Source organism: Weizmannia sp. CD-2023 (genome assembly GCF_036225245.1).
GTDB lineage: Bacteria > Bacillota > Bacilli > Bacillales > Bacillaceae_C > Weizmannia > Weizmannia faecalis.
Genome location: NZ_JARTJQ010000081.1, coordinates 1 through 21,444, shown reverse-complemented (window position 1 = coordinate 21,444; position 21,444 = coordinate 1). Strand labels below are relative to the sequence as shown.

General features: G+C 43.8%; 21 protein-coding genes. 6 read left to right on the top strand and 15 right to left on the bottom strand.

Features of this window, described 5'->3' with window-relative positions:
* Positions 1–45 precede the first annotated feature (45 nt).
* The 5 genes from treP to P9687_RS11995 all read right to left on the bottom strand — a co-directional run bounded on the left by treP (position 46) and on the right by P9687_RS11995 (position 7,471).
* Entirely contained in the window at positions 46–1,464 is a 1,419-nt protein-coding gene (gene treP / locus P9687_RS12015; protein ID WP_014096406.1) for a PTS system trehalose-specific EIIBC component, read from the bottom strand.
* Between the two features lie 30 nt (positions 1,465–1,494).
* On the bottom strand, positions 1,495–1,977 hold the full coding sequence (locus P9687_RS12010; protein ID WP_014096407.1) for a PTS sugar transporter subunit IIA: 483 nt from the start codon (positions 1,975–1,977) through the stop codon (positions 1,495–1,497).
* A gap of 532 nt (positions 1,978–2,509) precedes the next feature.
* Entirely contained in the window at positions 2,510–4,039 is a 1,530-nt protein-coding gene (opuFB, locus tag P9687_RS12005) for an osmoprotectant update ABC transporter permease/substrate-binding subunit OpuFB (RefSeq protein WP_035191275.1), read from the bottom strand.
* Positions 4,032–4,991: an osmoprotectant update ABC transporter ATP-binding subunit OpuFA gene (gene opuFA, locus P9687_RS12000; protein WP_035191272.1), complete on the bottom strand. Its 960-nt coding sequence runs from the start codon at positions 4,989–4,991 to the stop codon at positions 4,032–4,034. The genes opuFB and opuFA overlap by 8 nt, the downstream gene beginning before the upstream one ends.
* A 1,502-nt stretch (positions 4,992–6,493) precedes the next feature.
* A complete protein-coding gene (locus tag P9687_RS11995) occupies positions 6,494–7,471 on the bottom strand; it encodes a 2-hydroxyacid dehydrogenase (RefSeq protein WP_035191008.1) in 978 nt (325 codons plus the stop codon).
* A 162-nt stretch (positions 7,472–7,633) separates the two neighbouring features.
* On the opposite strand from P9687_RS11995, the gene P9687_RS11990 reads away from it, so the two are divergent.
* Both P9687_RS11990 and P9687_RS11985 read left to right on the top strand, forming a co-directional pair.
* Positions 7,634–8,092 carry a CBO0543 family protein gene (locus P9687_RS11990; RefSeq protein WP_035191004.1) on the top strand — a complete coding sequence of 153 codons (459 nt, stop codon included), beginning with the start codon at positions 7,634–7,636 and terminating at the stop codon, positions 8,090–8,092.
* Positions 8,093–8,221: 129 nt separating this feature from the next.
* On the top strand, positions 8,222–8,560 hold the full coding sequence (locus P9687_RS11985; protein WP_035191002.1) for a DsrE family protein: 339 nt from the start codon (positions 8,222–8,224) through the stop codon (positions 8,558–8,560).
* Between the two features lie 97 nt (positions 8,561–8,657).
* On the opposite strand, the gene P9687_RS11980 is transcribed toward P9687_RS11985, so the two are convergent.
* A complete protein-coding gene (locus P9687_RS11980; RefSeq protein ID WP_202962628.1) occupies positions 8,658–8,798 on the bottom strand; it encodes a hypothetical protein in 141 nt (46 codons plus the stop codon).
* Between the two features lie 203 nt (positions 8,799–9,001).
* Positions 9,002–10,180 (bottom strand): acetyl-CoA C-acetyltransferase, encoded by a 1,179-nt coding sequence (locus P9687_RS11975; RefSeq protein WP_035190996.1) that lies wholly within the window; start codon positions 10,178–10,180, stop codon positions 9,002–9,004.
* Positions 10,181–10,354: 174 nt separating this feature from the next.
* Between P9687_RS11975 and P9687_RS11970 the strand changes: the two genes are divergently transcribed.
* The gene (locus P9687_RS11970) at positions 10,355–11,527 is read left to right on the top strand and encodes a hydroxymethylglutaryl-CoA synthase (protein ID WP_026683787.1); all 1,173 of its coding nucleotides are present in this window, start codon (positions 10,355–10,357) and stop codon (positions 11,525–11,527) included.
* Between the two features lie 302 nt (positions 11,528–11,829).
* On the opposite strand, the gene P9687_RS11965 is transcribed toward P9687_RS11970, so the two are convergent.
* Complete coding sequence (locus tag P9687_RS11965) at positions 11,830–13,119, bottom strand: hydroxymethylglutaryl-CoA reductase, degradative (RefSeq protein ID WP_046721533.1); 1,290 nt, start codon at positions 13,117–13,119, stop codon at positions 11,830–11,832.
* A 643-nt stretch (positions 13,120–13,762) separates the two neighbouring features.
* Between P9687_RS11965 and P9687_RS11960 the strand changes: the two genes are divergently transcribed.
* Positions 13,763–13,999, top strand: coding sequence for a hypothetical protein (locus P9687_RS11960; RefSeq protein WP_014096420.1), 237 nt, complete (start codon positions 13,763–13,765; stop codon positions 13,997–13,999).
* Between the two features lie 70 nt (positions 14,000–14,069).
* Here P9687_RS11960 and P9687_RS11955 read toward each other — a convergent pair whose 3' ends face one another.
* The 5 genes from P9687_RS11955 to P9687_RS11935 form a co-directional block, all read right to left on the bottom strand.
* Complete coding sequence (locus P9687_RS11955; RefSeq protein WP_035190989.1) at positions 14,070–14,810, bottom strand: CPBP family intramembrane glutamic endopeptidase; 741 nt, start codon at positions 14,808–14,810, stop codon at positions 14,070–14,072.
* Positions 14,811–15,007: 197 nt separating this feature from the next.
* Positions 15,008–15,799 carry a lipid II flippase Amj family protein gene (locus P9687_RS11950; RefSeq protein ID WP_026683791.1) on the bottom strand — a complete coding sequence of 264 codons (792 nt, stop codon included), beginning with the start codon at positions 15,797–15,799 and terminating at the stop codon, positions 15,008–15,010.
* Positions 15,800–16,011: 212 nt separating this feature from the next.
* Positions 16,012–16,452: a GNAT family N-acetyltransferase gene (locus tag P9687_RS11945; protein WP_014096423.1), complete on the bottom strand. Its 441-nt coding sequence runs from the start codon at positions 16,450–16,452 to the stop codon at positions 16,012–16,014.
* 197 nt (positions 16,453–16,649) lie between these two features.
* Positions 16,650–17,918 (bottom strand): MDR family MFS transporter, encoded by a 1,269-nt coding sequence (locus P9687_RS11940; RefSeq protein WP_014096424.1) that lies wholly within the window; start codon positions 17,916–17,918, stop codon positions 16,650–16,652.
* Between the two features lie 212 nt (positions 17,919–18,130).
* The gene (locus P9687_RS11935; protein WP_017550280.1) at positions 18,131–18,751 is read right to left on the bottom strand and encodes a hypothetical protein; all 621 of its coding nucleotides are present in this window, start codon (positions 18,749–18,751) and stop codon (positions 18,131–18,133) included.
* A 324-nt stretch (positions 18,752–19,075) separates the two neighbouring features.
* On the opposite strand from P9687_RS11935, the gene P9687_RS11930 reads away from it, so the two are divergent.
* A complete protein-coding gene (locus tag P9687_RS11930; RefSeq protein ID WP_014096426.1) occupies positions 19,076–19,222 on the top strand; it encodes a hypothetical protein in 147 nt (48 codons plus the stop codon).
* Between the two features lie 211 nt (positions 19,223–19,433).
* Positions 19,434–19,838 carry an NUDIX hydrolase gene (locus P9687_RS11925; protein ID WP_014096427.1) on the top strand — a complete coding sequence of 135 codons (405 nt, stop codon included), beginning with the start codon at positions 19,434–19,436 and terminating at the stop codon, positions 19,836–19,838.
* A gap of 387 nt (positions 19,839–20,225) precedes the next feature.
* Here the strand turns inward: P9687_RS11925 and P9687_RS11920 are convergent, their stop codons facing one another.
* Both P9687_RS11920 and P9687_RS11915 read right to left on the bottom strand, forming a co-directional pair.
* Positions 20,226–20,714, bottom strand: coding sequence for a GNAT family N-acetyltransferase (locus P9687_RS11920; protein WP_026683794.1), 489 nt, complete (start codon positions 20,712–20,714; stop codon positions 20,226–20,228).
* 315 nt (positions 20,715–21,029) lie between these two features.
* The coding region (locus tag P9687_RS11915) for a GNAT family N-acetyltransferase (RefSeq protein ID WP_328228668.1) at positions 21,030–21,444 on the bottom strand (415 nt) is incomplete at its 5' end.

The following is a 21,444-nucleotide window of genomic DNA, read 5'->3' as shown; positions in this document are numbered from 1 at the left end:
TAGCCGGAAAGCGGCCTGCCATTGTACAGTCCGCTTTCCTGTCCTTTACGCTTTTTGTCTTTTTAATTTACCGAACAAGAAGGTCAGCACGAACGGCACGACAATGACGATCGCCATACCGGTAAAAAACGTTCCCCACGAATGCGGGAAGATGGACAAGAATCCAGGGATCCCGCCGACGCCGATGGCCGGGGCTTTCACATGTCCGGTTGCCAGTACAATCCCTGCAATGGCTGAGCCGATCAGTGCGCAAACAAACGGATATTTGAAGCGGAGATTGACACCGAACATCGCCGGTTCCGTAATACCGAGATAAGCAGAAACGGAAGATGTGCCGGCCATCCCTTTATCCACTTTGTTCTTTGCCAAAAACATCATGGCAAGCGCAGCCGAACCTTGTGCAATATTGGACATGCAGAGAATCGGCCACAAATACGTGCCGCCAGCGCTCGAGATCAACTGGAAGTCGACCGCAAGAAAAGCCTGGTGCATCCCTGTAATGACAAGGAGCGCATAGCAGCCGCCGTAAAGCAGGCCGCCGATTGCCGGTACATGGTTAAATACATATACGACAAGGCCTGTAATCCAGTTCCCGATGCCAAAAGTCAGCGGCCCGACTGCCACGAATGTCACAAATCCGGTTACAAGTAAAGCAATGGGGGCGACAAGCAGCAACTGAATGGCATCCGGGATCCGTTTTTTCAGCCATAGTTCAAGTTTCGCCAGAATAAAGGACGATACGAGGACCGGCAGCACCTGCCCCTGATAGCCAATTTTATTGACATGCCAGCCAAACAGATTCCATACCGGGATAGAGTGGCTTTTCAGTGCTTCACCGTATGAATAAGCATTCAATAAGTCCGGATGGATCATCATCGCGCCGAGCACAATCCCGAGAAGCGGATTGCCGCCAAACCGTTTCACAGCCGACCACCCGATTAAGATCGGCAGGAACGTGAAGGCGGTATTGGCAATGATGTTAATCATGTCCGCAAGCCCGGCCCAGCTTTCGTGAACTTGAATAAAAGACTTATGGGCGTAAAAAATGCCCTGGCCTGTCAAAAGATTGTTCAATCCCATTAACAAACCAGCTGTCACGATTGCCGGCAAAATCGGGATGAAAATATCGGAAAGCATTTTGACAAATCGTTGAAGCGGATTCATTTTCTTTGCGGCTTCGTTTTTCACATCTTCTTTTGAAGCGTGCCCGATACCCGTCAGTTCAACCATTTTGTCATATACTTTGTCCACTGTCCCTTGGCCGATCACAACCTGGTACTGTCCGTTTGCTGAAAAAGAACCTTTGACAAGATCGATTTTCCCCAGTTTTTCTTTGTCTACTTTTCCTTCATCTTTTAATGCAAACCGCAGCCGTGTCACACAGTGCGTTGCCACGGCAATATTGTCTTTTCCGCCTACTGCTTCAACAATTTGTTTTACAGATTCATTGCTGATTTTCGCCATGTTGTCATTCCTCCTGTCTTGTTGGCGATCTTACAACTGGGCAACCATGACCACCGTTTCTTTCGGCATAGCATCCAAATTTATTTTTTTGTCAAGATGAACTGCCTCGCCGTTTGTCACCACGATGGATGTGATGGTATCCGCCGCTTTTTCTTGAATCAATGCCAGATCAAAGGTGATGAGCGTATCGCCTTTTTTCACCTTATCGCCTGCTTTTACAGCGGTTTCAAATCCTTCCCCGTTTAATGTCACCGTTTCCAACCCAATATGAATTAAAAGTTCCAGCCCGGATGCGCCGCGCAGCCCGATGGCATGCTTCGTCGGAAAGACTTGCACCACTTCCCCGTCAAATGGCGCCACGAGGAGGCCTTCGGTTGGTTTTATCGCAATGCCGTCCCCCATCATTTTTTCGGAAAAAGTTGGGTCCGGCACTTCTTCAATGGCAACAACCTGCCCTCTTACCGGAGCAAAAATACGTTCTTCCTTTGGCTTCTTTTGAAATAATTTAAACATGATTGCCACCTCACTTTATTTCACAAAACCGTTTTCATTTACTCGTAATCTTGTATATACATCTTACATTCTCATCATATCCTGTATATACAAGTTTGTCAATAGCGCTTTCTTTTTCCCAGAAATAAAATGCTGCCGGTGTTTCATGGGGTGGGAAAATACGATTCAGGCATTGATTGAAGAGGCAAGGGGCAGACTACTAGATATGCTGATGCTAGGGCAGGGAATTGAAAAATTGTGGCAGGATCGTGGAATAACCTAACATGTCGATGGACGAGGGCAAAAATAAACTTAAGTTTTTACCATAAGCTCAAGCACCCATTTGCATGATAACTCCATTTTACAGCAGGCAACAGGCTGCAATATTTTGTGCATTTTATATCGCAGACAAATTTCGTGCCGGGCAATTTCCACCCGATACGGGGCGAAATTCCCGGCACAGATTAAAACTTTGGACTACCTTTGCAACAAGAGGTTCACGCATTCAACGATGCACCGTAACGTTTCCGCGGCACGCCCCGGCATAATCCGGTCACTTTTTCAGGAGCCCTTCTTTTACTAAAAAGGCTCTTGCAACATCTTCCGCTTTCTTACCTTTGACACCGACTTCATAATTCATTTTCTGCATTTGGGTGTTTGTAATCTTCCCGGCCAGCTTGTTCAATGCCGGCACAATTTCCGGATATTTGTCAACCGTTTCCTGCCGCAATAAAGGCGAACCCTGGTATGGCGGGAAGAAATGCTTGTCATCTTCAAGAACGACCAGGTGATACCTTTGCAGTTCGCCATCTGTGGAGTAGGCGTTCATTAGATTCACTTTGCCTTGTTGGATGGCATGGTACCGTACAGACGGATCCATTGTCACCACATGAAAATGCAACCCGTATTTTTTTGACAAACCGGGATATCCGTCTTTGATATCGGCAAATTCGGGGGTAAATCCGGCTTTTACGTCCTGTTCGACTTTTACAAGGTCCGATATCTTTTTCAAATGGTATTTCTTTGCAAAACTTTGCGGAACTGCAATCGCATAAGTGTCATTAAATTTCATTGGGCGTAACAATGCCATCTTGTATTTTTTGGCCATGCCTGCTTTTGCTTGCGCGTACACTTCCTTGCCGGCTGTGCTGACAGGGTTCTCTTTCAGCATGTTGACGATGGCTGTCCCGGAAAATTCCGGATAAAGATCGATATCCTTTGACTGCAACGCATTGAAAACAAAGGTTGTATCGCCCAACCCTGTTTTTAACTTCACTTTTAAATCTGTGTTCTCTTCAATCAGCAACTTGTACATATTGTCCAGAATTTCCGGTTCCGACCCCAGCTTGCCGGCAATCACAATCGTTTTTTGCCCGTCTTTATGAAGCAAGTTTGGCGCAACCAGTGAACCAACGATCAACACGATCATCAAGATAAAAATGCCGGATGCCACCATCATCTTCTTAAAAGAAACTTTTTCAAGCTGCCGGAGCAAAACATCGAAAAGAATGGCCAACAGGGCAGCAGGAATGGCACCGAGAATGACAAGGGCATAATCATTCCGGTCGATGCCAAGCAGGATAATGTCACCCAATCCGCCGGCTCCGATCAGCGCCGCAATCGTCGCTGTTCCGATAATCAAAATGGCAGCCGTCCGGATCCCTGCCATGATGACCGGCATGGCCAGAGGGAGCTCCACTTTTATCAGCCGTTTTCTTCTGTTCATTCCCATCGCCCTTGCTGCTTCCAATAATGAAGGGTCAATTTCTTTAATGCCAGTGTAGGTGTTGCGCAAAAGCGGAAGCAGGGCGTATGCGACGAGCGCAATCACGGCCGGGACGGTCCCTATGCCAAAAAGCGGAATTAACAGGCCGAGCAAAGCCAAAGATGGAATGGTTTGCAGCACGCCGGTTATGCCAATAATGGTTTCCGCGATTTTTTGTTTCCGCGTTAAATAAATGCCGAGCGGGATCGCGATCAATAACGAGAAAAAAAGCGCAATTAATGAAATTTCTATATGTTGTAAAAGGGCGTTCAAAAGCTGGGCTCTCCGGTTTGAAAAGGTGGTGATGAAACTACTCATGCATCCGGCCTCCATCCCTTAAGTATTGTGACATGACTTTCATGGCGTGCGGGCGGTTGATCACCCCGACCATTTTTCCGCCATCCATAACGGCAATTTGTTCAAACGAGGCCAGCTGTTCGAATACCTCTGCCAATGGAGCCTGTAAAGAAACAGTTTCCGTTTGGAGCAATATTGCCTGTTGTTCTTCTGTAACCGGGATCATGAGTTCCTCCAGGCGGACCGGCACCTGTTTGTTCCCGACAAATTCGCGTACAAAATCGTTCGCGGGGTTGGTTAAAAATGCATGCGGCGTCCCGACCTGAACGATTTCCCCGTCTTTCATGAGACAAATCCGGTCCCCGAGTTTCAATGCTTCCCGCATATCATGGGTAACAAAAACGATTGTCTTTTTCAGCCTCTGTTGAATTTCAAGCACATCATCCTGCAATTTTTCCCGGCTGAACGGATCGAGCGCGCTGAATGGTTCATCCATCAAAATGATTTCCGGATCGGCAGCCAAAGCCCGTAGAACGCCCACTCTTTGTTGTTGCCCTCCGGAAAGTTCATGAGGTTTCCGGTTCCGGTATTCTTTCGGGTCCAGGCCCACCATTTCCAGCAATTCATCGACACGGGTACGGATTCTTTTTTTGTCCCAGTTTTTCAGTTCCGGCACAACCGCAATATTTTCCGCAATGGTCATATGCGGGAAAAGCGCAATTTGTTGGAGCACGTATCCGATATCCCAGCGAAGTTCATGAATATCATAATCGCTGATTTTCTTTCCGTTAATTCGGACCCAGCCTTTTGACAGTTCGATGAGGCGGTTGATCATTTTTAATGTTGTCGTCTTCCCGGAGCCGCTCGGGCCGATCAGAACGAAAAATTCCCCTTTTTCTATTTCCAAATCCAGAGACTTTACAGCAAGGGTCCCGTTCGGAAACTGTTTCGATACATGTTCAAACCGGATCATTTTATCTCTCCTTTATCAATGAATTCTCGATTATCCGGCACTTGAACTGCACCGGGTTTTCGGAATAAAATGCTTCTGCGTTCATTTTCCGGCAAATTTTTGGTGAATTCGTAGACTAAGCACGATCCGCGTTTATTTTTGGCAAAATATCGGCCTGTTCCTTCATATATAACCTGTCTGTGTTTACTTTTAACCAAAATTTCGCTTGTTTCCTTAACGTAGAGCGCTTCTATGTTAAGATACGCGGCGGATTTCAGCTGCTTCCTTAACGTAGAGCCACTCTATGTTAAGATACAAGACAGATTTCGCCTGCTTCCTTAACGTAGAGCCCTTCTATGTTAAGATACAAGACAAATTTGGCTCCCTTTCTTAACGTAGAGCCTCTCTATGTTAAGATACGCGGCGGTTTTGGCTTGCTTCCTTAACGTAGAGCCTCTCTATGTTAAGATACGGCGAAGGTTTGGCTCGCTTCCTTAACGTAGAGCCCTTCTATGTTAAGATACAAGACAGATTTCAGCTGCTTCCTTAACGTAGAGCCTCTCTATGTTAAGATACACGGCTGTTTTCGCGCGCTTCCTTAACGTAGAGCGCTTCTATGTTTAAGATACACGGAAAATTTCAGCTGCTTCCTTAACGTAGAGCTCTTCTATGTTAAGATACAAGACAGATTTCAGCTGCTTCCTTAACGTAGAGCCTCTCTATGTTAAGATACGCGGCGGATTTGGTTCGCTTCCTTAACGTAGGGCCACTCTATGTTAAGATACAAGACAGATTTCGGCTGCTTCCTTAACGTAGAGCCTCTCTATGTTAAGATACACGGCAGATTTGACTTGCTTCCTTAACGTAGAGCCTCTCTATGTTAAGATACACGGCAGATTTGACTTGCTTCCTTAACGTAGAGCCTCTCTATGTTAAGATACACGGAAAATTTCAGCTGCTTCCTTAACGTAGAGCGCTTCTATGTTAAGATACACGGCGGTTTTGGCTCGCTTCCTTAACGTAGAGCGCTTCTATGTTAAGATACAAGACAAATTTGGCTCCCTTTCTTAACATAGAGCCACTCCAGATTCACCTTTCAACCAAAATTTTGCGGGATTTTCACACTGACAACCGTTTTACACACGGTTCCATTCCTTATAAGGATCTCTCTTGGTCGAATCAGGCCAACATTGGATATTTTTATAAAATAAATCTGCCAAAAAAGAACAATTGTTCCTCATTATATTACATTAACGAATGGTTTGTCTACATCCCCGCTTACTCATTGATATACCCCTTGGAAAATAAAAAAAGCGGATGCTCCCGCCGTAAAAACAGTGGCGTTCCCCGGCAAGCAACCCGGCCGGGGAACGCTCATTGTAAAAATACAGCAATCATGTTTATCAGAACCGTTCCATTGCCATCAGGATTCTTCGCCCGTGTCTTTCAAGCTTTCCCTGCATCATGCCAAAACAAAACAGCGCTTGCCGAACGAATCGGAATCGTTCAGCAAGCGTTCGTGATTACGCCCGGCCGCGGAAAACTTCCCGGTTAATCAAATTGGGCGGGCATTCTCCAAGCAGCCCCTTCGTGAGATTTTCAACCGCAAGTTTTGCCATTGCATAGCGTGTTTCGTGTGTAGCAGAGCCAACGTGCGGAAGGGTGATGACATTGTCCATTTTTAAAAGCGGGTTATCCGGCGAAACGGGTTCCTGTTCATATACATCAAGGCCGGCCGCATAAATGACTTTTTCCTGAAGGGCTTTGACAAGCGCCGCTTCGTCTACTGTCGTGCCCCTTGAACCATTGACAAAAACGGCCGTTTTCTTCATCACTTTGAATTCCCGTTCCCCGATTAACCGGTGCGTTTCCGGGGTAAGCGGCACCATCAGGCAAATGAAATCCGATTTTTCCAGCAGTTCATCAAGCTCACAGTATACCGCATCATACAGCTGCTCGGCTTCCGGGTCGCGGGAACGGTTATGGTATAAAATGTCCATATCAAAACCGAAATGGGCCCGTTTCGCAATTTTGCTTCCGATTCTGCCCATACCGATAATGCCAAGCGTTTTATGGTGGATATCAATACCGTAATGTTCAGTAGAAACAGGCGCTTTCCAATTGCCGTTTTTGACAAGCCGGTCCAGTTCCGTAAATCGCCGCGCCGCTGCAAGCATCAAGCCAAAGATGGTATCCGCTGTTGTTTCATCGAGCACACCCGGCGTATTGGTTGCCATAATCCCCCGCTCTGTCAGCAACGGGATATCGAGATTGTCATATCCGACCGTTATATTGCTGATGATTTTCAAGGCCGGTGCGTGGTCCAGCAATTCTTTTCCCGCCCGGAGCCAGGAACCGAGCAGCCCGTCCGCTTCCGTTAAGTCAGGCAGAAGATCGGAAATATCCTTGCCCCCTGGTATGTAGCGTACTTCAAATATTTCCTTCAGCTTTTCAATCAAATCCCCAGGCAGTTCGCTGTATACCAATACTTTTTTCGCCAAATGAGCCATCCCCCTTTGTTTACGTTATTCTTGTAAAATTATAACAAAGAATAAGGCGAGCGTCCTTTAACCGGGTTTCCGGAATGTGCGATTTTTTGTAATCTCCCGGCCAAAATAGGAGAGGATAAGAAAAAGCCAATCCTGGAATCGGGGTGTTGAAGCATGGTATTCCTTATCATTTTGATGATCGTCCTGAATCTGTTTGCTTTTCTCATGCCAAAAAAATTTAGCGGCATTGAAATGCTGTGCACCACCCTGTTTGCCATGTACCTTGAATTAATCGTCAATTTATTTCTGGATCTCAAGTATGATCTTTTTGGATACTTTACAAAAGGAGTCGACTGGAAAGCCCTTTGTTATTTGTTTGGGATTTATCCGGCCATCAATATTACCTTTATCAACTTTTTTCCAAACAGGTTCCGCACCCGGTTCCTCTATATTGCAGGATGGACGATCGTGGCGATGGTTTTTGAGTTTTTGTTCATCATGACGGGTACGTTTTACTACAATGGCTGGAAACCTGTGTATTCTGCTATTGCGTACCCTATCCTCTTTTGCATCCTGGCGTTATTCTATCAGCTTGTTCATATGCTTTTGCTCAAATATACCCTCAACCGCTAGGCATCCAAAAAAATGGTTAAAGAAACCGCGGCACTGAACGCCCCGGGCTTGTGGCAGCCGCCGTATCTGGCACGGGAAAAGTCTGGCAGGATTTGCTAAAATAGAAAGAAAGTCATTGAGGTGGAGACATTGAAAAACAAAGTTATTTTGCTTGCGTCGGATCAGCTTGGAAAAGGGGAACAAGAATTGGGGGAAGGATTGTTGGAAACCTTCTTTACCATCCTGAAGCAAAAGGAAGAACTGCCTGCCACTGTTTTTTGCGTAAACCGCGGTGTGTTTACGTTAACAGAAGGCTCGCTCGTTTCCCTTCAATTGAAAGAATTGGAGGAAAAAGGCGTGGACGTTCTTGCTTGTAAAACCTGTGTGGACTTTTATGGGCTAAACGAAAAACTTGCAGCTGGAAAAATCAGCAGCATGGCACAATTTGCAGAATTAGCATCCAAATATGAAGTCCTTACGTTATCCTGACCAGGTGGAAAAATCCTATCCGGAACAAAAAATAGAGAAAAAGCCCTGCATCAGGCAGGGCTTTTCCTGTTCTTGTTCTTGCTAAATCCCGGCGATGTCACGTGCGCCTAACCAGCTTCGAAATGCCGAGGCCGCCGCCGACACAAAGCGAGGCAAGGCCGGTGCGCACATTTCTTTTTTCCATTTCATGCAAGAGCAACAGCGGAAAAGCCCTGCGTCTGACAGAGTTTTTCCTCATTTTTCCAAAAATCCGGAAAATCCCGGCGATGTCACGTGCGCTCGACCAGCTTCGAAATGCCGAGGCCGCCGCCGACACAGAGCGAGGCAAGACCAGTGCGCACATTTCTTATTTCCATTTCATACAAGAGTAATAGCGAAAAAGTTTTGCGCCTGACAAAGGTTTTCCGCATCTTTCCAAAAACCAGGCAAAAGCCGGCAATGTCACGTGCGCTCGACCAGCATCGAAATGCCGATACCGCCGCCGACACAGAGCGAGGCAAGGCCGGTGCGCATATTTCTTTTTTCCATTTCATGTAAAAGTGTGACGAGAATTCTTGCGCCGGATGCCCCGATCGGATGCCCCAGTGCAATCGCCCCACCGTTAACATTGACTTTTTCCGGATCAAGCCCCAAATCCCTGATAACGGCAAGGCTTTGGGAAGCAAAAGCTTCGTTCAGCTCGATTAAATCCACTTCTTCAAGGGATGCACCGGTCTTTTCAAGCAGCTTTTGAATTGCGTAATAAGGGGCATAACCCATGATGGAAGGGTCCGTTCCTGCTTCTGCATACCCTTTGATGACCCCGAAATAAGGAATCTTTTTTTCATCCGCAAGTGATTTTTCCATTAAAACAATAGCAGCTGCGCCGTCATTGATCCCCGAAGCATTCCCTGCTGTGACAGTACCGTCTTCGAGAAAAGCGGGTTTCAGCTTCGCGAGCTCATCAAGCGTCGTATCGGGGCGGACATGCTCATCCTCGGTAAACAGCATCTCGCTTCTTCTCTGTTTTACTTTTACCGGCACAATTTCATCTTTGAAACGGCCGGCCTTTTGCGCCTGCGCGGCTTTTTGCTGGGATTGAAGCGCAAAACAGTCCTGTTCTTCGCGGGAAATGCCGAATTTTGCCGCCACATTTTCCGCCGTCAAACCCATATGGATGCCTTCAAATGCATCCGTCAGGCCGTCGCGCAGCATGCTGTCTGCCATCGCCATATTGCCAAGCTTATGGCCCCAGCGTGCCTGTTCTGCAAGAAAGGGCGCACGCGACATGTTTTCCGCCCCGCCGGCAACTGTTATTTTCGCCTCACCAAGCTGAATCATCTGGGCAGCAAGCAGCACAGCTTTCAATCCGGAGCCGCATACTTCATTCACGGTTACGGCAGGCACTTCATACGGAATGCCGGCTCTGACTGCCATTTGCCGGGCCGGATTTTGGCCGAGACCCGCCGACAGAACATTGCCAAAAACGGCATAATCGACCTCCTGTGCGGAAACGCCGGCGCGCCGGATCGCTTCTTCTGCGGCAATCGCACCCAGTTCCACAGCAGATATATCTTTTAAACTGCCGCCGAATTTCCCGATCGGGGTCCGGACGGCGCTGATAATCGCAACTTCATGCATATACGTTTACTCCCTCTCTGTCATTTCCCATCCACAATCCTAGCAACTTGTACTATAATGGGAAGGTGTCCGTGCATCGTGATAAGTTGTATTTCGACACCGTTTATATTAAATTATTTAGTACAGTTTCTCAAATTTCAATAACAATTCCTGTAAAAAAGGTGTGAATAGCAGTTGCAAATCGGAATAGACAAGATCGGGTTTTATACCCCGCATTTATATGTTGACATGGAAAAACTGGCACTTGCCCGGAATGAGGACCCTGGAAAATTTTTAATCGGAATCGGCCAGGAAAAAATGGCCGTCGCCCCGGTGACCCAGGATGCGGTGACGCTCGCTGCCAATGCGGCGCTCGAAATTTTAACAGACGAAGATAAAGAAAAGATCGATTTCGTGATTTTCGGCACGGAATCCGGCGTCGACCACTCAAAGGCAGCTGCAATTTATGTGCACCGGTTGCTCGGCTTAAAACCGGAAGTACGGGCCGTTGAAGTGAAAGAAGCATGCTTCGGTGCTACGGCAGGGCTGCAAATGGCAAGAGGGCATATCGCCCTGCATCCGGAAAGCAAAGTGCTCGTGCTCGGGTCGGATATTTCAAGATACGGATTAAATACTTCAGGAGAGGTTACCCAAGGGGCGGGCGCCGTCGCCATGGTCGTAAGCGCCCATCCGAAAATTCTTGCGATCGAAGAACCGAGCGTGTATCATACGGAAGACATCATGGACTTTTGGCGGCCGGTCTATTCGGATTCCGCTTATGTGGACGGCAAGTTTTCCAATGAAAAATACATCAGTTTCTTCCAAAATGTCTGGAAGCAGTACAGAGAAAAAACCGGCTTTACGTTAAGTGATTTCAAAGCCATTTGCTTCCATATGCCGTATACAAAAATGGGCTTAAAAGCGCTGAGAACGGTGCTGGATGAAACGGATGAAGACGGGCGCGAAAGACTTCTTGCCCATTATGAAACAAGCAAAAGTTATAACAAAATAGTCGGGAACATTTATACCGGCGCTTTGTATTTGAGCCTGCTTTCCCTGCTCGAACAAAATACAAATATAGAAGCAGGTGCGAGGATCGGCCTGTACAGCTACGGTTCCGGCGCAGTCGGGGAATTTTTCTCAGGGATTCTGCAGCCGGGCTACCGTAAAGCCTTGCAGCCGGCTCGCCATCAGCAAATGCTCGAGGCACGAAAAGAAATTAGCATTGCCGAATACGAAGCCATTTTTACAACATCGCTTCCAAACGACGGATCGGCCGTTACCTTGCCGGTGAACGAGGATCCGGCCACCGTTTGCCTTGCCGGAATCGAAGGGCACAAGCGGCAATACATCAATAAAAACATGTAAAAACGAGAGGCATGCTTAAAGCGTGCCTCTGGTTTTTGCTAAAGAGAATAAGCGCAGGCCACTTTCCAAAAACGGAGAGGTCGCCGTAAGCCCGGGCCTCAGTGGTTTCATCCTGCTTTAGAAAAACCCACCTGCCTGCCAGAAGCCACTGAAAAGCTCCAAAAGAAAAAAACGGTGGGACATCACCATAATCGTGTCTCACCGTTTTTTTCCTATATTTTGTTCAGTGCCTCGATATTCTTGGCGCCGTTTTTCATACCCGCGTGTTTTTTCTTCCTATTTCTGTTCAGTGCCCCCGCCTGTCATCCTCTGATTTCTTTTAAAATTTCCTTTGCCGTAGCAAGATCAATTGTCCCGCTTTGTTTTAGTTTTTCTGCAACCCGGTCAATTTCGCTTCCAGAGGCACCTGCTGTGATAGCGAGCGATTTGGCGTGCAGTGCCATATGCCCTTTTTGAATCCCGTCTGTTACAAGGGCTTTGATGGCGGAAAAGTTCTGGCCAAGCCCAGCGGAGACAATGATCGATTCCAGTTCTTTTGCATTTTGGTAACCCAGCAACCGCTTGCTGAAACCGGCAGCAGGGTGGATGCTGATCTGGCCGCCGACTGTCCCGACCGGAAGCGGAAGGGTGAGGCTGCCAAGCAGGTCTCCGTTTTCTGCCTTGCTCCAAATAGAAAGGGAACGATACTTGCCGGACCTTGCTGCATAGGCATGGGCACCCGCTTCAATTGCGCGCCAATCGTTTCCGGTTGCGATCACAACGGCATCAACGCCGTTCATAATGCCTTTGTTATGCGTTGCAGCCCGGTAAGGATCCGCGTATGCAAATTGGGCGGCTTCAATGATCCGGTCGCGGACTTCTTCACCGGACATGCCGTTTTTTTCAAGCAATGACACGGGAATCCGGCATTCGGCCGTTGCCAGGCATTCAGTGGCATAATTGGAGAGAATGCCCATTAATGCCCGTCCCCCTGTCCACTCTTCCAAATGCGGTTTGATCGCCTCCGCCATGGTATCGATGATATTCGCACCCATTGCTTCCAGCGTATCAATATGGAGATGGACAACAAAAAAAGCAGGTGTGCCGGCTTTTTCATCAGCCGGGATCAGACGGACTTCCAATTTCCGGGCCCCGCCGCCCCGCTTCACAATCGAAGGCTTGGCTTCATTTGCCGTTTGCAAAAGTTCTTCCTCATGGGCCATCACCACCGTTTTCGCACGGATCGGATCCGGAACGTCCATTAACGCCACCTGCCCGATCATCATACGATTGCTCACTGTCGTTCGGAAACCGCCTGCCTTGTTGATGATTTTTGCCGCCGAACTTGCCGCCGCCACAACAGAAGGCTCCTCAATCGCCATCGGGACGACATACTCTTTTCCGTCAATCAGAAAGTTCAATGCCGTACCATATGGCAATTCATATTTGGCAATCTGGTTTTCAATCATATGGTCCGCCGTTTCATCCGGCAGCACAAGCCCTTTTTCAAGCAGCGCGGCATCTTCGGCTGAAATGGCCTTCGCCTGTTCCAGCGCCTTGATTCTTTCAAGCCGGTTTTTTTCGTAAAATTTATGCAAAGGTTGCTTTTCCATATTTTCCTCCTCTGTGCGCGATAAAGTGCATACATTTATTTTAACGCATTTCAGGGGGAAAACCAGCCATCCAATTTTCCAGCTTGCCATCTTCCTTCGTGCGTTTTTTTATCTTAATAGCCACGTAGATAATTTTTAATAATTTAGTTTACTCAGAAGAAACGGGGTGCTCTCCACTTCATAGTTGAATTATAAAAATTTTGCCTTTTTCTCGGTATCTCCGAAAAAAGCCGGAGATTTTCGTTAAAAGATATAAGAAAATTGTTATTTTCTATGGCGGTTTTATCATACATTCGTATAATTAATCTTAGAAAGGGAGTGGGAAAAGCGATGCTGGATCACTTCACCGATGCATAAATACCAGCGGAGATTAACGCTACACGGTTGTATCAAACCCTTCCGCCAAACCGAAAAGAGGTGGAGAGGATTATCTTCTTCCTCGCTAAAACGATATCTTAGCATCGCACAAACACTATGAAAAAAATACTGTTGATTTTCTTCTGGGCAGCTGTTGCATTGTATCTTTATTTCGGAGACAGATTTAATCAAACACTTCATCTTGTTTCCGGAGCTGTTTTATCCGTAATCGGTACAGTCGTTGTTGTATGGTATTTCGTAAAATTATTTAAACGCAGGGAATCATATGACAAATAAAAAGTTCGACCAGGCCTCTTATAATAACAAAAACAGAGAGCACAGGCGCTATTTACCCCTGCGCTCCTCCGCCCGTTCTTTTATTCGTAACATGGCAACAGAAGAAGATCTGAATGAACTTGAACAACTCATCAAGGAAAAAAGAAATATTCCTAAAGATTGTTGGCTGCACAGGAGCTGTCCCAATAGTCGATCAATGGCTGATGGGAGTCCCTCATTTATTTAACCGGCTGCTGATTCACTATATGGGACCAGCTGACAGATAAAGCGAGGAGTATGCCTTCATCATTTGCAGGTTATGTCCTTGCAGCTATACGCCTTCTGCCTCCAATTAACAGTAGAAATGCAATAACAATATAAACCACTGCCCCCGTAAGGCATCCTCTTAATGTGAGATGGGCATCCACTTCCGGCCCGCTACTGATAAAACTAATAAAATCGATTGCTGCATGAAGCATGATCGGGAGTATTAAACTTCCCGAGCGAAGATATAAGGCACATAAAACTAGGCCTAAACAAGTAACCTGGATGACCTGCAACGTTGTAATATAAAATGATTGATGAAAAAGGTTAATAAAATGAAATCCGCCAAAAATCAACCCGGAATACAGGCAGGCTTTTATTCTCCCTGCATAAGCCGCTTTTCCTTCTTTTAAATAGAAACTGATTTTAGAAAAAATAATTCCCCTGAAATAATATTCTTCGAAGAGCGCGACAATCACTGAAATCCCGCCGGCCTTTAATATATCTAGCAATGCATGACCGGAAGATACCAATATATCAATCATAAAGAAAAAGAAGACGGGTATCATAATCAGCAGAGTTTCTTTAAAAGAAGACTTTATCCGCCATGTTACTTTTTGTTTTAAAAACAACACATTTAAAACGAAAACACTTACAAGCAGCACCAATTCTTCAACAAATACTTTCGTGATGTCTCCAAAATTTGCGACAAAGGTGAATCTTAAACAAATTAGAACAAAGGCAACCCATGCCATCGAACAAATCATCACCCAACAATCACGTGTTTTTCTCATGAACGCCCACCAGCCATTCGTATCATTTTTCAAACCAAATATGATTTTAACATAATCTCAGGCTGTATTCCGGCGTTCGCTTTTTACAAGCTGTGTCATATGGCTGACCAAAGAAAAAAGAAACATTCTTAAATGCTAGCAACCCTCTAGTATCCCGCTGTAATTGACGTTCAAGGGAAGCCCCTTTTTGACCATTTTCAAATCAATTTGGCTACAAAAACGATGGCATAGGCAGAAGGAATAAGCAGGAATAGCGATGCGAATGTGCCCACTGTTTTGCTACCTACCATCGCAACAACCACCTTTCTGAAATCCTCTTCACTGCATTTGCCATCGATCACATCATCGGTCATGATGGATAGCTGCGGATCAATGAAGATCGACATCAAAATGGTTGCAACTCCATTAATAATGGAAGATAAAGTGATGCATGTTGCCCTTAAATCCGGTTCAAGACTGCCGGCATAAATCGGCGCCAAAGAACCAACTGTTAATAAAGCAACTGTTACCAGATTGTAAATAATAATTTTCACCGGCAGCTTTCTAAAGTTGAGCTGTAAAATATTTTCTTTTACAGGTACAGCAACGCAGTCCTTCATATAATGAAGACCTGCCTTGGAAAAACTGTGCAGAACCAGCTTAGGAATAGACCGGTCAGCCGAGAAGTACAAAACGCCCCGGTAAAATAGTCTTTGGAAAGTTGGAATGAGCAAAGCGCCAACCGCAGTGGCTACTCCGGAAATAACGATGATAAGGTTAAAAATATGTAATAAGCCGTTTGTCTCCGTATGACCTTCAACATATTTCGTCAGCAGCGGTACTTGAAATGTCACTGCAATCCTGGAAATCAAGGTTAAAATATTGAAGACGGCAAAAGATACTGCAATCTTCCCTGTTCTTACCCCTACCATTCTGACCGAATAAGCTAGGGTTCCAATCAAGGATATGATGAAATTCAAGATGAACACAATGATCATCTGTAAGGCCATATTTCCACCTCCTGGGGTAAATGATCGTCGGACAATCCTTCCCATTCAAGCCCTTCTATCTTCTGTTCCATAGTCTTTGGTGCCACAAAGCTCAACTTTCATTTTACTAAACCAATTTAGCTACCAACAACTTAAAACCATGATTTCTCCCTCTATCATTGCTCAAAATCTTACCCGGTTAAGCGCCAATGGACGTTTTAGAATAGTGCTGGCTATTCCAATTTCAAAGCCATTGAAACACTTCTAACTTGAAACCCCAATTTTTCATATAATCTTATAGCCGGATTACCCTCATATACATTTAAGCGTATCTCCGTAAGTCCTTCTTCTTTTAAGGAATGTTTTGCGTATAGCATTAATTCTTTCGCTATCCCTTTTCCTCTAAACTCTTCCTTTACAAACAATTCATAAATAAACCCGACTGATTTCTCCGTAAAAGAATCTTTGCTTATACCGGTTAGTATCCATCCCAAAACTTGCTGATCCTCAACCGCAACAAAGTAGCTGCATCCCTTTTTTAAAAGGGATGCAACGATTTCCTTTGCTTTTTCAAGATTTGGCTTTGTTTCGCCCATTGTCCCCTCATAAATCGCCTGCGAAGTAAGACGTTGAATTTGTTTCATTTCCAATTGATTCGGCAATCTTATTTCCATTTATCCCTCTCCCTCGGATCAATAGAACTGAAATCCCCCAATCTTGAGGGCCATTTTTAATCCTCTCGATATTTTTCTTGGTACATCGTTTTCTCCACGAGAAATTCGCTAAAACTGCTTTTCATCTTTACCATAATGAAAGAAAATACCACAGACGTATCTTGCTTGCACTTATACTGTTTTACAATGATTAATCTCTAAATCCTCATTTCTTCTTTGATAGCTTTATCTTTTAAAATATCTAACTTAGGCGTGATGAAATAGAAAATAAAGGTCCCTAAAAGTCCGATTACAGTTAATATCCAAGCCATAACGAAGGGTGACAGGAATCCACTTAACGAGACAGTTATTCCGACTATGATCATACATAAGTCGTATTGTAAATTATAAAATGCTAAATATGCACCTCTGGCGTTTTCAGGAGGAATGGTTGCCATGTAAGATTCTTGAACAGGAGCCAATAGTACTTCTCCTAAAGTATGAAGCGCCATCATGATAAATAAAACCCAAATATTATTTGAAAACGCAATCCCGGAAAATCCAATTGTATATATAAAACAATTGACTACTAATATATTCTTATCTTTATATTTTTGTGTTAATTTGGCCGAAAACAAAGCGATTAATGCTACTAATATCGTGTTTTCACTTCTTAATAGCCCCATCATGGTGGATCCATCAATCTTCCACAATAAAAAATCTTGTATAGGCATATGTTTATCCAGCTTTATTCCAATGTAATTGGTCAATTGGTTTTCTAATGATAACAAAAGGACAGCTGCAGTTAAAAAACTTATAAAAAGTCTGTCCTGGACTACTTTCTTGTAGGTGTAGTAGACTTCTAAAATATGTTTTCTAGGCGTCATTTTTGGTGTTGCTATCGATTTGCTAGGTTTGTGGGTCTCTTTTATAAACAAGAAAATGACGATAAGGATGATCGCTGTCATAAGTGTAAGAATTAAAAATAGCTGAAACAGATACCGTTTGAAGAAAAAGGCTCCGATAATCCCGCCTATAGACATAGAGATATTATTTGCCCAGTACATAATAGAATAAATCGTCTTGCGCTGATCAGGCGTACTGACATCAATAAGCATGGCCTGATTTGCAGGTCCGGCAAGTCCCCAGCAAACACTATTCATACACATTGCGATAAATGTTAATCCATAAGATTCAAACCAAGGGGAATTACTCACTGTCATTATAAAAAATGAACAAAGTCTTAAAGACTCAGCTGTGATCATTACATTTCTTCGGCCATACTGATCCGCAATATACCCACTTAAAAGTGACATTGTAATACCGGTAAATACATTGATGAGGATCAGTAAGCCGGTAATTTTCGTTCCAAAATGATCAGCCAAGTATATAGACATAAAGGGAAGTACCATGTTACCCACTAACCTGCTGGCAAATAATTCGAAAATTCTTACTTTTATATTAACGTGAAAATCTCTAAATTTCATAATTTGATCCTCTCAAGGCCATAAAATCTGATTCGGTAAGTTTATAAATGATTCCTAAGCGAATGATTCATATGTCTTCAACCAGCATCACATCGTGCACATCCGGGATGGTACAGCGTATAATCAGTTTGGCCTCCGCTTTTTCTTCCCCACTTATTCTTTAATAGCTTTGTTTTAAATGCTTTGTGCTGCATTTCAGGGTACTGCTATTGTTAATTCGTTTCTCCAACCTTCCCAATCACATTTACACCATTGGGATCTTTTTGATTTGAAATAAGGATACCACTCATCACTGCTTTACTTATTGTAGGGGTTTCTCCTATTTTTGAGCGAATAAAATGAACTGGACTGTTTAATAATTTAGATAAATCTCTTTCGAATCCCTCTTTTTTTAAAATTAACTCCAATCCCTCCATTTTTTCACTGGATCGTGTTCCATCTATTGAGTCGGCATTACTTTGAAGCTCAATTCTAAAACCATAGGGCGTTCCTATAAAAGTTCTTCTATCATTCGTGTTAACTGGCCAGTTCATGCTCCGGGCATTGTGACAAATTTTATCGAGTTCTTTTTTTGTTACTAAAAATCCAATGTGATCAAACATAACCTTTTTCCCAAATCCAAAAGTGATGTTCATTGCACCTCTCCTGACTTCAATTATCCTGAAAGTAATAGGTTTGTTCCGGAAATCATCCCATTCCAAAGGAGGATTGAAAGTTTGATATTCTCCTTGGTATTTCCCCGTCCGAAGTGAAGTTCGAAAACCATTCTCTACATAGAATTTTTCTGTTTCCTCTAAATGAGGTGTCCAAAAATGATAATGGAATAGCAGCATATGAACCCTCCTCAAGTTTTCCCAAATTACTCTAAAATCAAGTACAGATTCTAACACTGAGCTGGCAGGGCAGGCTGGATTTGTATGTATTTCCCGGTACGCTTAAATGAACCAAGAACTCCTTTGGTAAAAGATTCTGCAAAACAGTCCCCTTTTTCGTTAAACACTATGACCGGATTATTCATTAAATCCTGTTTTTTGTATTCATTTTATCATATATTCTAAATATTATTAAGAAATTTTTCAACTTAAATCTTGTTCCCTCGACAAGGAATAGAAGAATGAAAAGTATTGTATATTGGCTGTGGAACGAAGGATTGCGATATGGAAAACGAAGGCGAAAGAAAAAAACTTAATGGTGGTAAGCTGAAACACCAGTCAAAAAGATCTTTAGCAAATAAAACTCGTTTGATCATGTCTGGTGCATACCGGCTTACACAATGGACTTGCCTGCTTGATTTTTGTAGATGACGCTTTTGACCGCCATATGACGGCCGAACTGGCTTAAAGGCAATGAAAACCGCTTATCAGGCTCGTAACTACTTTTTCCTTATTGGTTTTTCCAAATCTTGATTTACATCCACAACAGTGTTATTTTTGCAGCAGGAAAGACAATAAGAACGTGAAAATCCTGGCAGTAAAATGAGCATAAAAAACAGATGACTGCCACTGGAGGTATAACATGAGTTTTGTTTTGCCTGTTTCCGTTAAAGGCATTATCATACATAACGGTCACGTATTACTGCTAAAAAACGAACGCAATGAATGGGAGTTGCCGGGAGGAAGACTCGAGAAAAACGAAAGTCCAGAAACATGCGTGAAACGTGAAATCAAAGAAGAACTGAATTTAAAGTGCAGCGTTGAAAATATTATTGATTCGTGGGTATATGAGGTCCTTCCAAATAAATTTGTGTTTATTGTAACATATTTCTGTGTATGCGACAATTTGTCACATATTCAGATAAGCGAGGAACATATAGAATACAAATGGATTAAAATAAACCATTTAGAAAACGAACTTATACCAGAAGGATACAGGCATTCAATAACAGCGGCGGCAAAATTGGTTTACGAAAAAAAAGGATAGTCAGCAAACCCTTATAATTTGGGCTTGCTAAACGAATCTAATTTTGGATTGTATCCGGTTTGTCAGCATGCTGTTTTCGATTTTATATGAGAGTATTTACGATGTTACAGGCTCCTTGTAGCCCAAGGATTTGAAATAGAAGTGACCAGACGAAAACAATCGAGATCTACAAAAATGAGGTTGGACAAAGCCCCCACCCCAATACAATAAAAGCTGGAGAGCCTGCACCATCAGTGAGTTAAAATAGTTTTAGGCCCATTCTTAATAACACAAATGGGCCTGTTTACGTGCAAGGTCTTGGAGATTCAGACCGGCTTCGTCTTATACCGGGTGACCCTGTTGAAGCATTAAAAAAAGAAAAGGGAGAAAGGCCGTTAATACTACCTGTTATTGACTAAGCTGCTTTTCTAATATCTCTCCCGGAAGCCCATCCATCTCACAAATCTTTACAGTACAGAAACCATTTTTTAACAGAATCTTTTTTGAAGCAGTGTTATTTGGATCTATGATTGCAGTAAGCTTATGCAGACCGGCATGATTGGCTGCGTTGATTAATTTACTGGCAATTTGACCGCCGTAACCTTTTCCCCAATATTCAGGGAGTAACATATATCCAATTTCAGCCTCACTCGGCACTTCTTCATTTAAAACCAGGCTTCCGAGCCCGATGAATTTTTTTAAGCCGACATAAACTTTAAATGTCCCAAACTGTTTAAACTTTTGGTTTCGAGCTAATACTTTTTGATATTTTTGCATTGCTTCCTCTATTGACAACGCCCGTTCCGTTATCATTGCCATTACATCCGGGTTAGAGTAAAGTTTTAAATAATCATCAAAATCATCAGATCCGAACTTTTCTAAATGAATTTCTTCCATTGTAAAAACCTCACAATATACAGTTATTAAACCGGCCGGGCTTTCTAAAAAACTGAACCGCCCGGTTGCAGCATGACGTATGCCTCATATTCCCATCGAACCTTGAATAAATCATCACTTGTCAAACGAAATTGCTTTTTCTCTCCTAAAAAAATCATAAGCATTTTCTAGTGCGAATTTGCTCTGACAAATTGCGGAAATTCTTTCGTTTTGGAGTAAAAAACAAATGAATACTTCAGGGCTTTCGCGTTTCCCGGTTCCATGCATGACAGAAGTCCCCAATTTAGTTCCATGTTACCGCCCAACTCTTTTTTACTATTTTTGTGTCCGGTCAGAAGAAAGTAAACTATAAGAGTAAGAATCGTAAAATTTACCATTTACACAAGTCCAATGGCGCAATATTCCTTCTCTTGTGAAGTTGAACTTTTCCAGTAGCTTACATGATGCAGTATTCTCCAAAAAAACATATGTCGAGATTCGTTCCAGATTCCACTTGTTAAATATTTCATTCAGAAACAGCCCTAGCATTTCAGTAGCCAACCCTTTTCTCTGATGCTCAGGCGCTACAATATAATCAATTTCAGCTCGCATATTTCTTGCATTGTATCTTTTGAGCGTGATGATTCCGACAAAATCGTCTGTAGCTTTTAAATAAGCTGCATATCTTATGCCGGTTCCTTCTTTTTTCATTTGAATATTTTGTTCTATAATTTTTAACCCACATTTCGCA

Bases quoted from the DNA above. Each gene is read 5' to 3' on its own strand.
- treP (WP_014096406.1), bottom strand. From the start codon at position 1,464: ATGGCGAAAATCAGCAATGAATCTGTAAAACAAATTGTTGAAGCAGTA.
- P9687_RS12010 (WP_014096407.1), bottom strand. From the start codon at position 1,977: ATGTTTAAATTATTTCAAAAGAAGCCAAAGGAAGAACGTATTTTTGCT.
- opuFB (WP_035191275.1), bottom strand. From the start codon at position 4,039: ATGAGTAGTTTCATCACCACCTTTTCAAACCGGAGAGCCCAGCTTTTG.
- opuFA (WP_035191272.1), bottom strand. From the start codon at position 4,991: ATGATCCGGTTTGAACATGTATCGAAACAGTTTCCGAACGGGACCCTT.
- P9687_RS11990 (WP_035191004.1), top strand. From the start codon at position 7,634: ATGGTATTCCTTATCATTTTGATGATCGTCCTGAATCTGTTTGCTTTT.
- P9687_RS11980 (WP_202962628.1), bottom strand. From the start codon at position 8,798: ATGAGGAAAAACTCTGTCAGACGCAGGGCTTTTCCGCTGTTGCTCTTG.
- P9687_RS11975 (WP_035190996.1), bottom strand. From the start codon at position 10,180: ATGCATGAAGTTGCGATTATCAGCGCCGTCCGGACCCCGATCGGGAAA.
- P9687_RS11965 (WP_046721533.1), bottom strand. From the start codon at position 13,119: ATGGAAAAGCAACCTTTGCATAAATTTTACGAAAAAAACCGGCTTGAA.
- P9687_RS11960 (WP_014096420.1), top strand. From the start codon at position 13,763: ATGACAAATAAAAAGTTCGACCAGGCCTCTTATAATAACAAAAACAGA.
- P9687_RS11955 (WP_035190989.1), bottom strand. From the start codon at position 14,810: ATGAGAAAAACACGTGATTGTTGGGTGATGATTTGTTCGATGGCATGG.
- P9687_RS11950 (WP_026683791.1), bottom strand. From the start codon at position 15,799: ATGGCCTTACAGATGATCATTGTGTTCATCTTGAATTTCATCATATCC.
- P9687_RS11945 (WP_014096423.1), bottom strand. From the start codon at position 16,452: ATGGAAATAAGATTGCCGAATCAATTGGAAATGAAACAAATTCAACGT.
- P9687_RS11940 (WP_014096424.1), bottom strand. From the start codon at position 17,918: ATGAAATTTAGAGATTTTCACGTTAATATAAAAGTAAGAATTTTCGAA.
- P9687_RS11935 (WP_017550280.1), bottom strand. From the start codon at position 18,751: ATGCTGCTATTCCATTATCATTTTTGGACACCTCATTTAGAGGAAACA.
- P9687_RS11930 (WP_014096426.1), top strand. From the start codon at position 19,076: ATGGAAAACGAAGGCGAAAGAAAAAAACTTAATGGTGGTAAGCTGAAA.
- P9687_RS11925 (WP_014096427.1), top strand. From the start codon at position 19,434: ATGAGTTTTGTTTTGCCTGTTTCCGTTAAAGGCATTATCATACATAAC.
- P9687_RS11920 (WP_026683794.1), bottom strand. From the start codon at position 20,714: ATGGAAGAAATTCATTTAGAAAAGTTCGGATCTGATGATTTTGATGAT.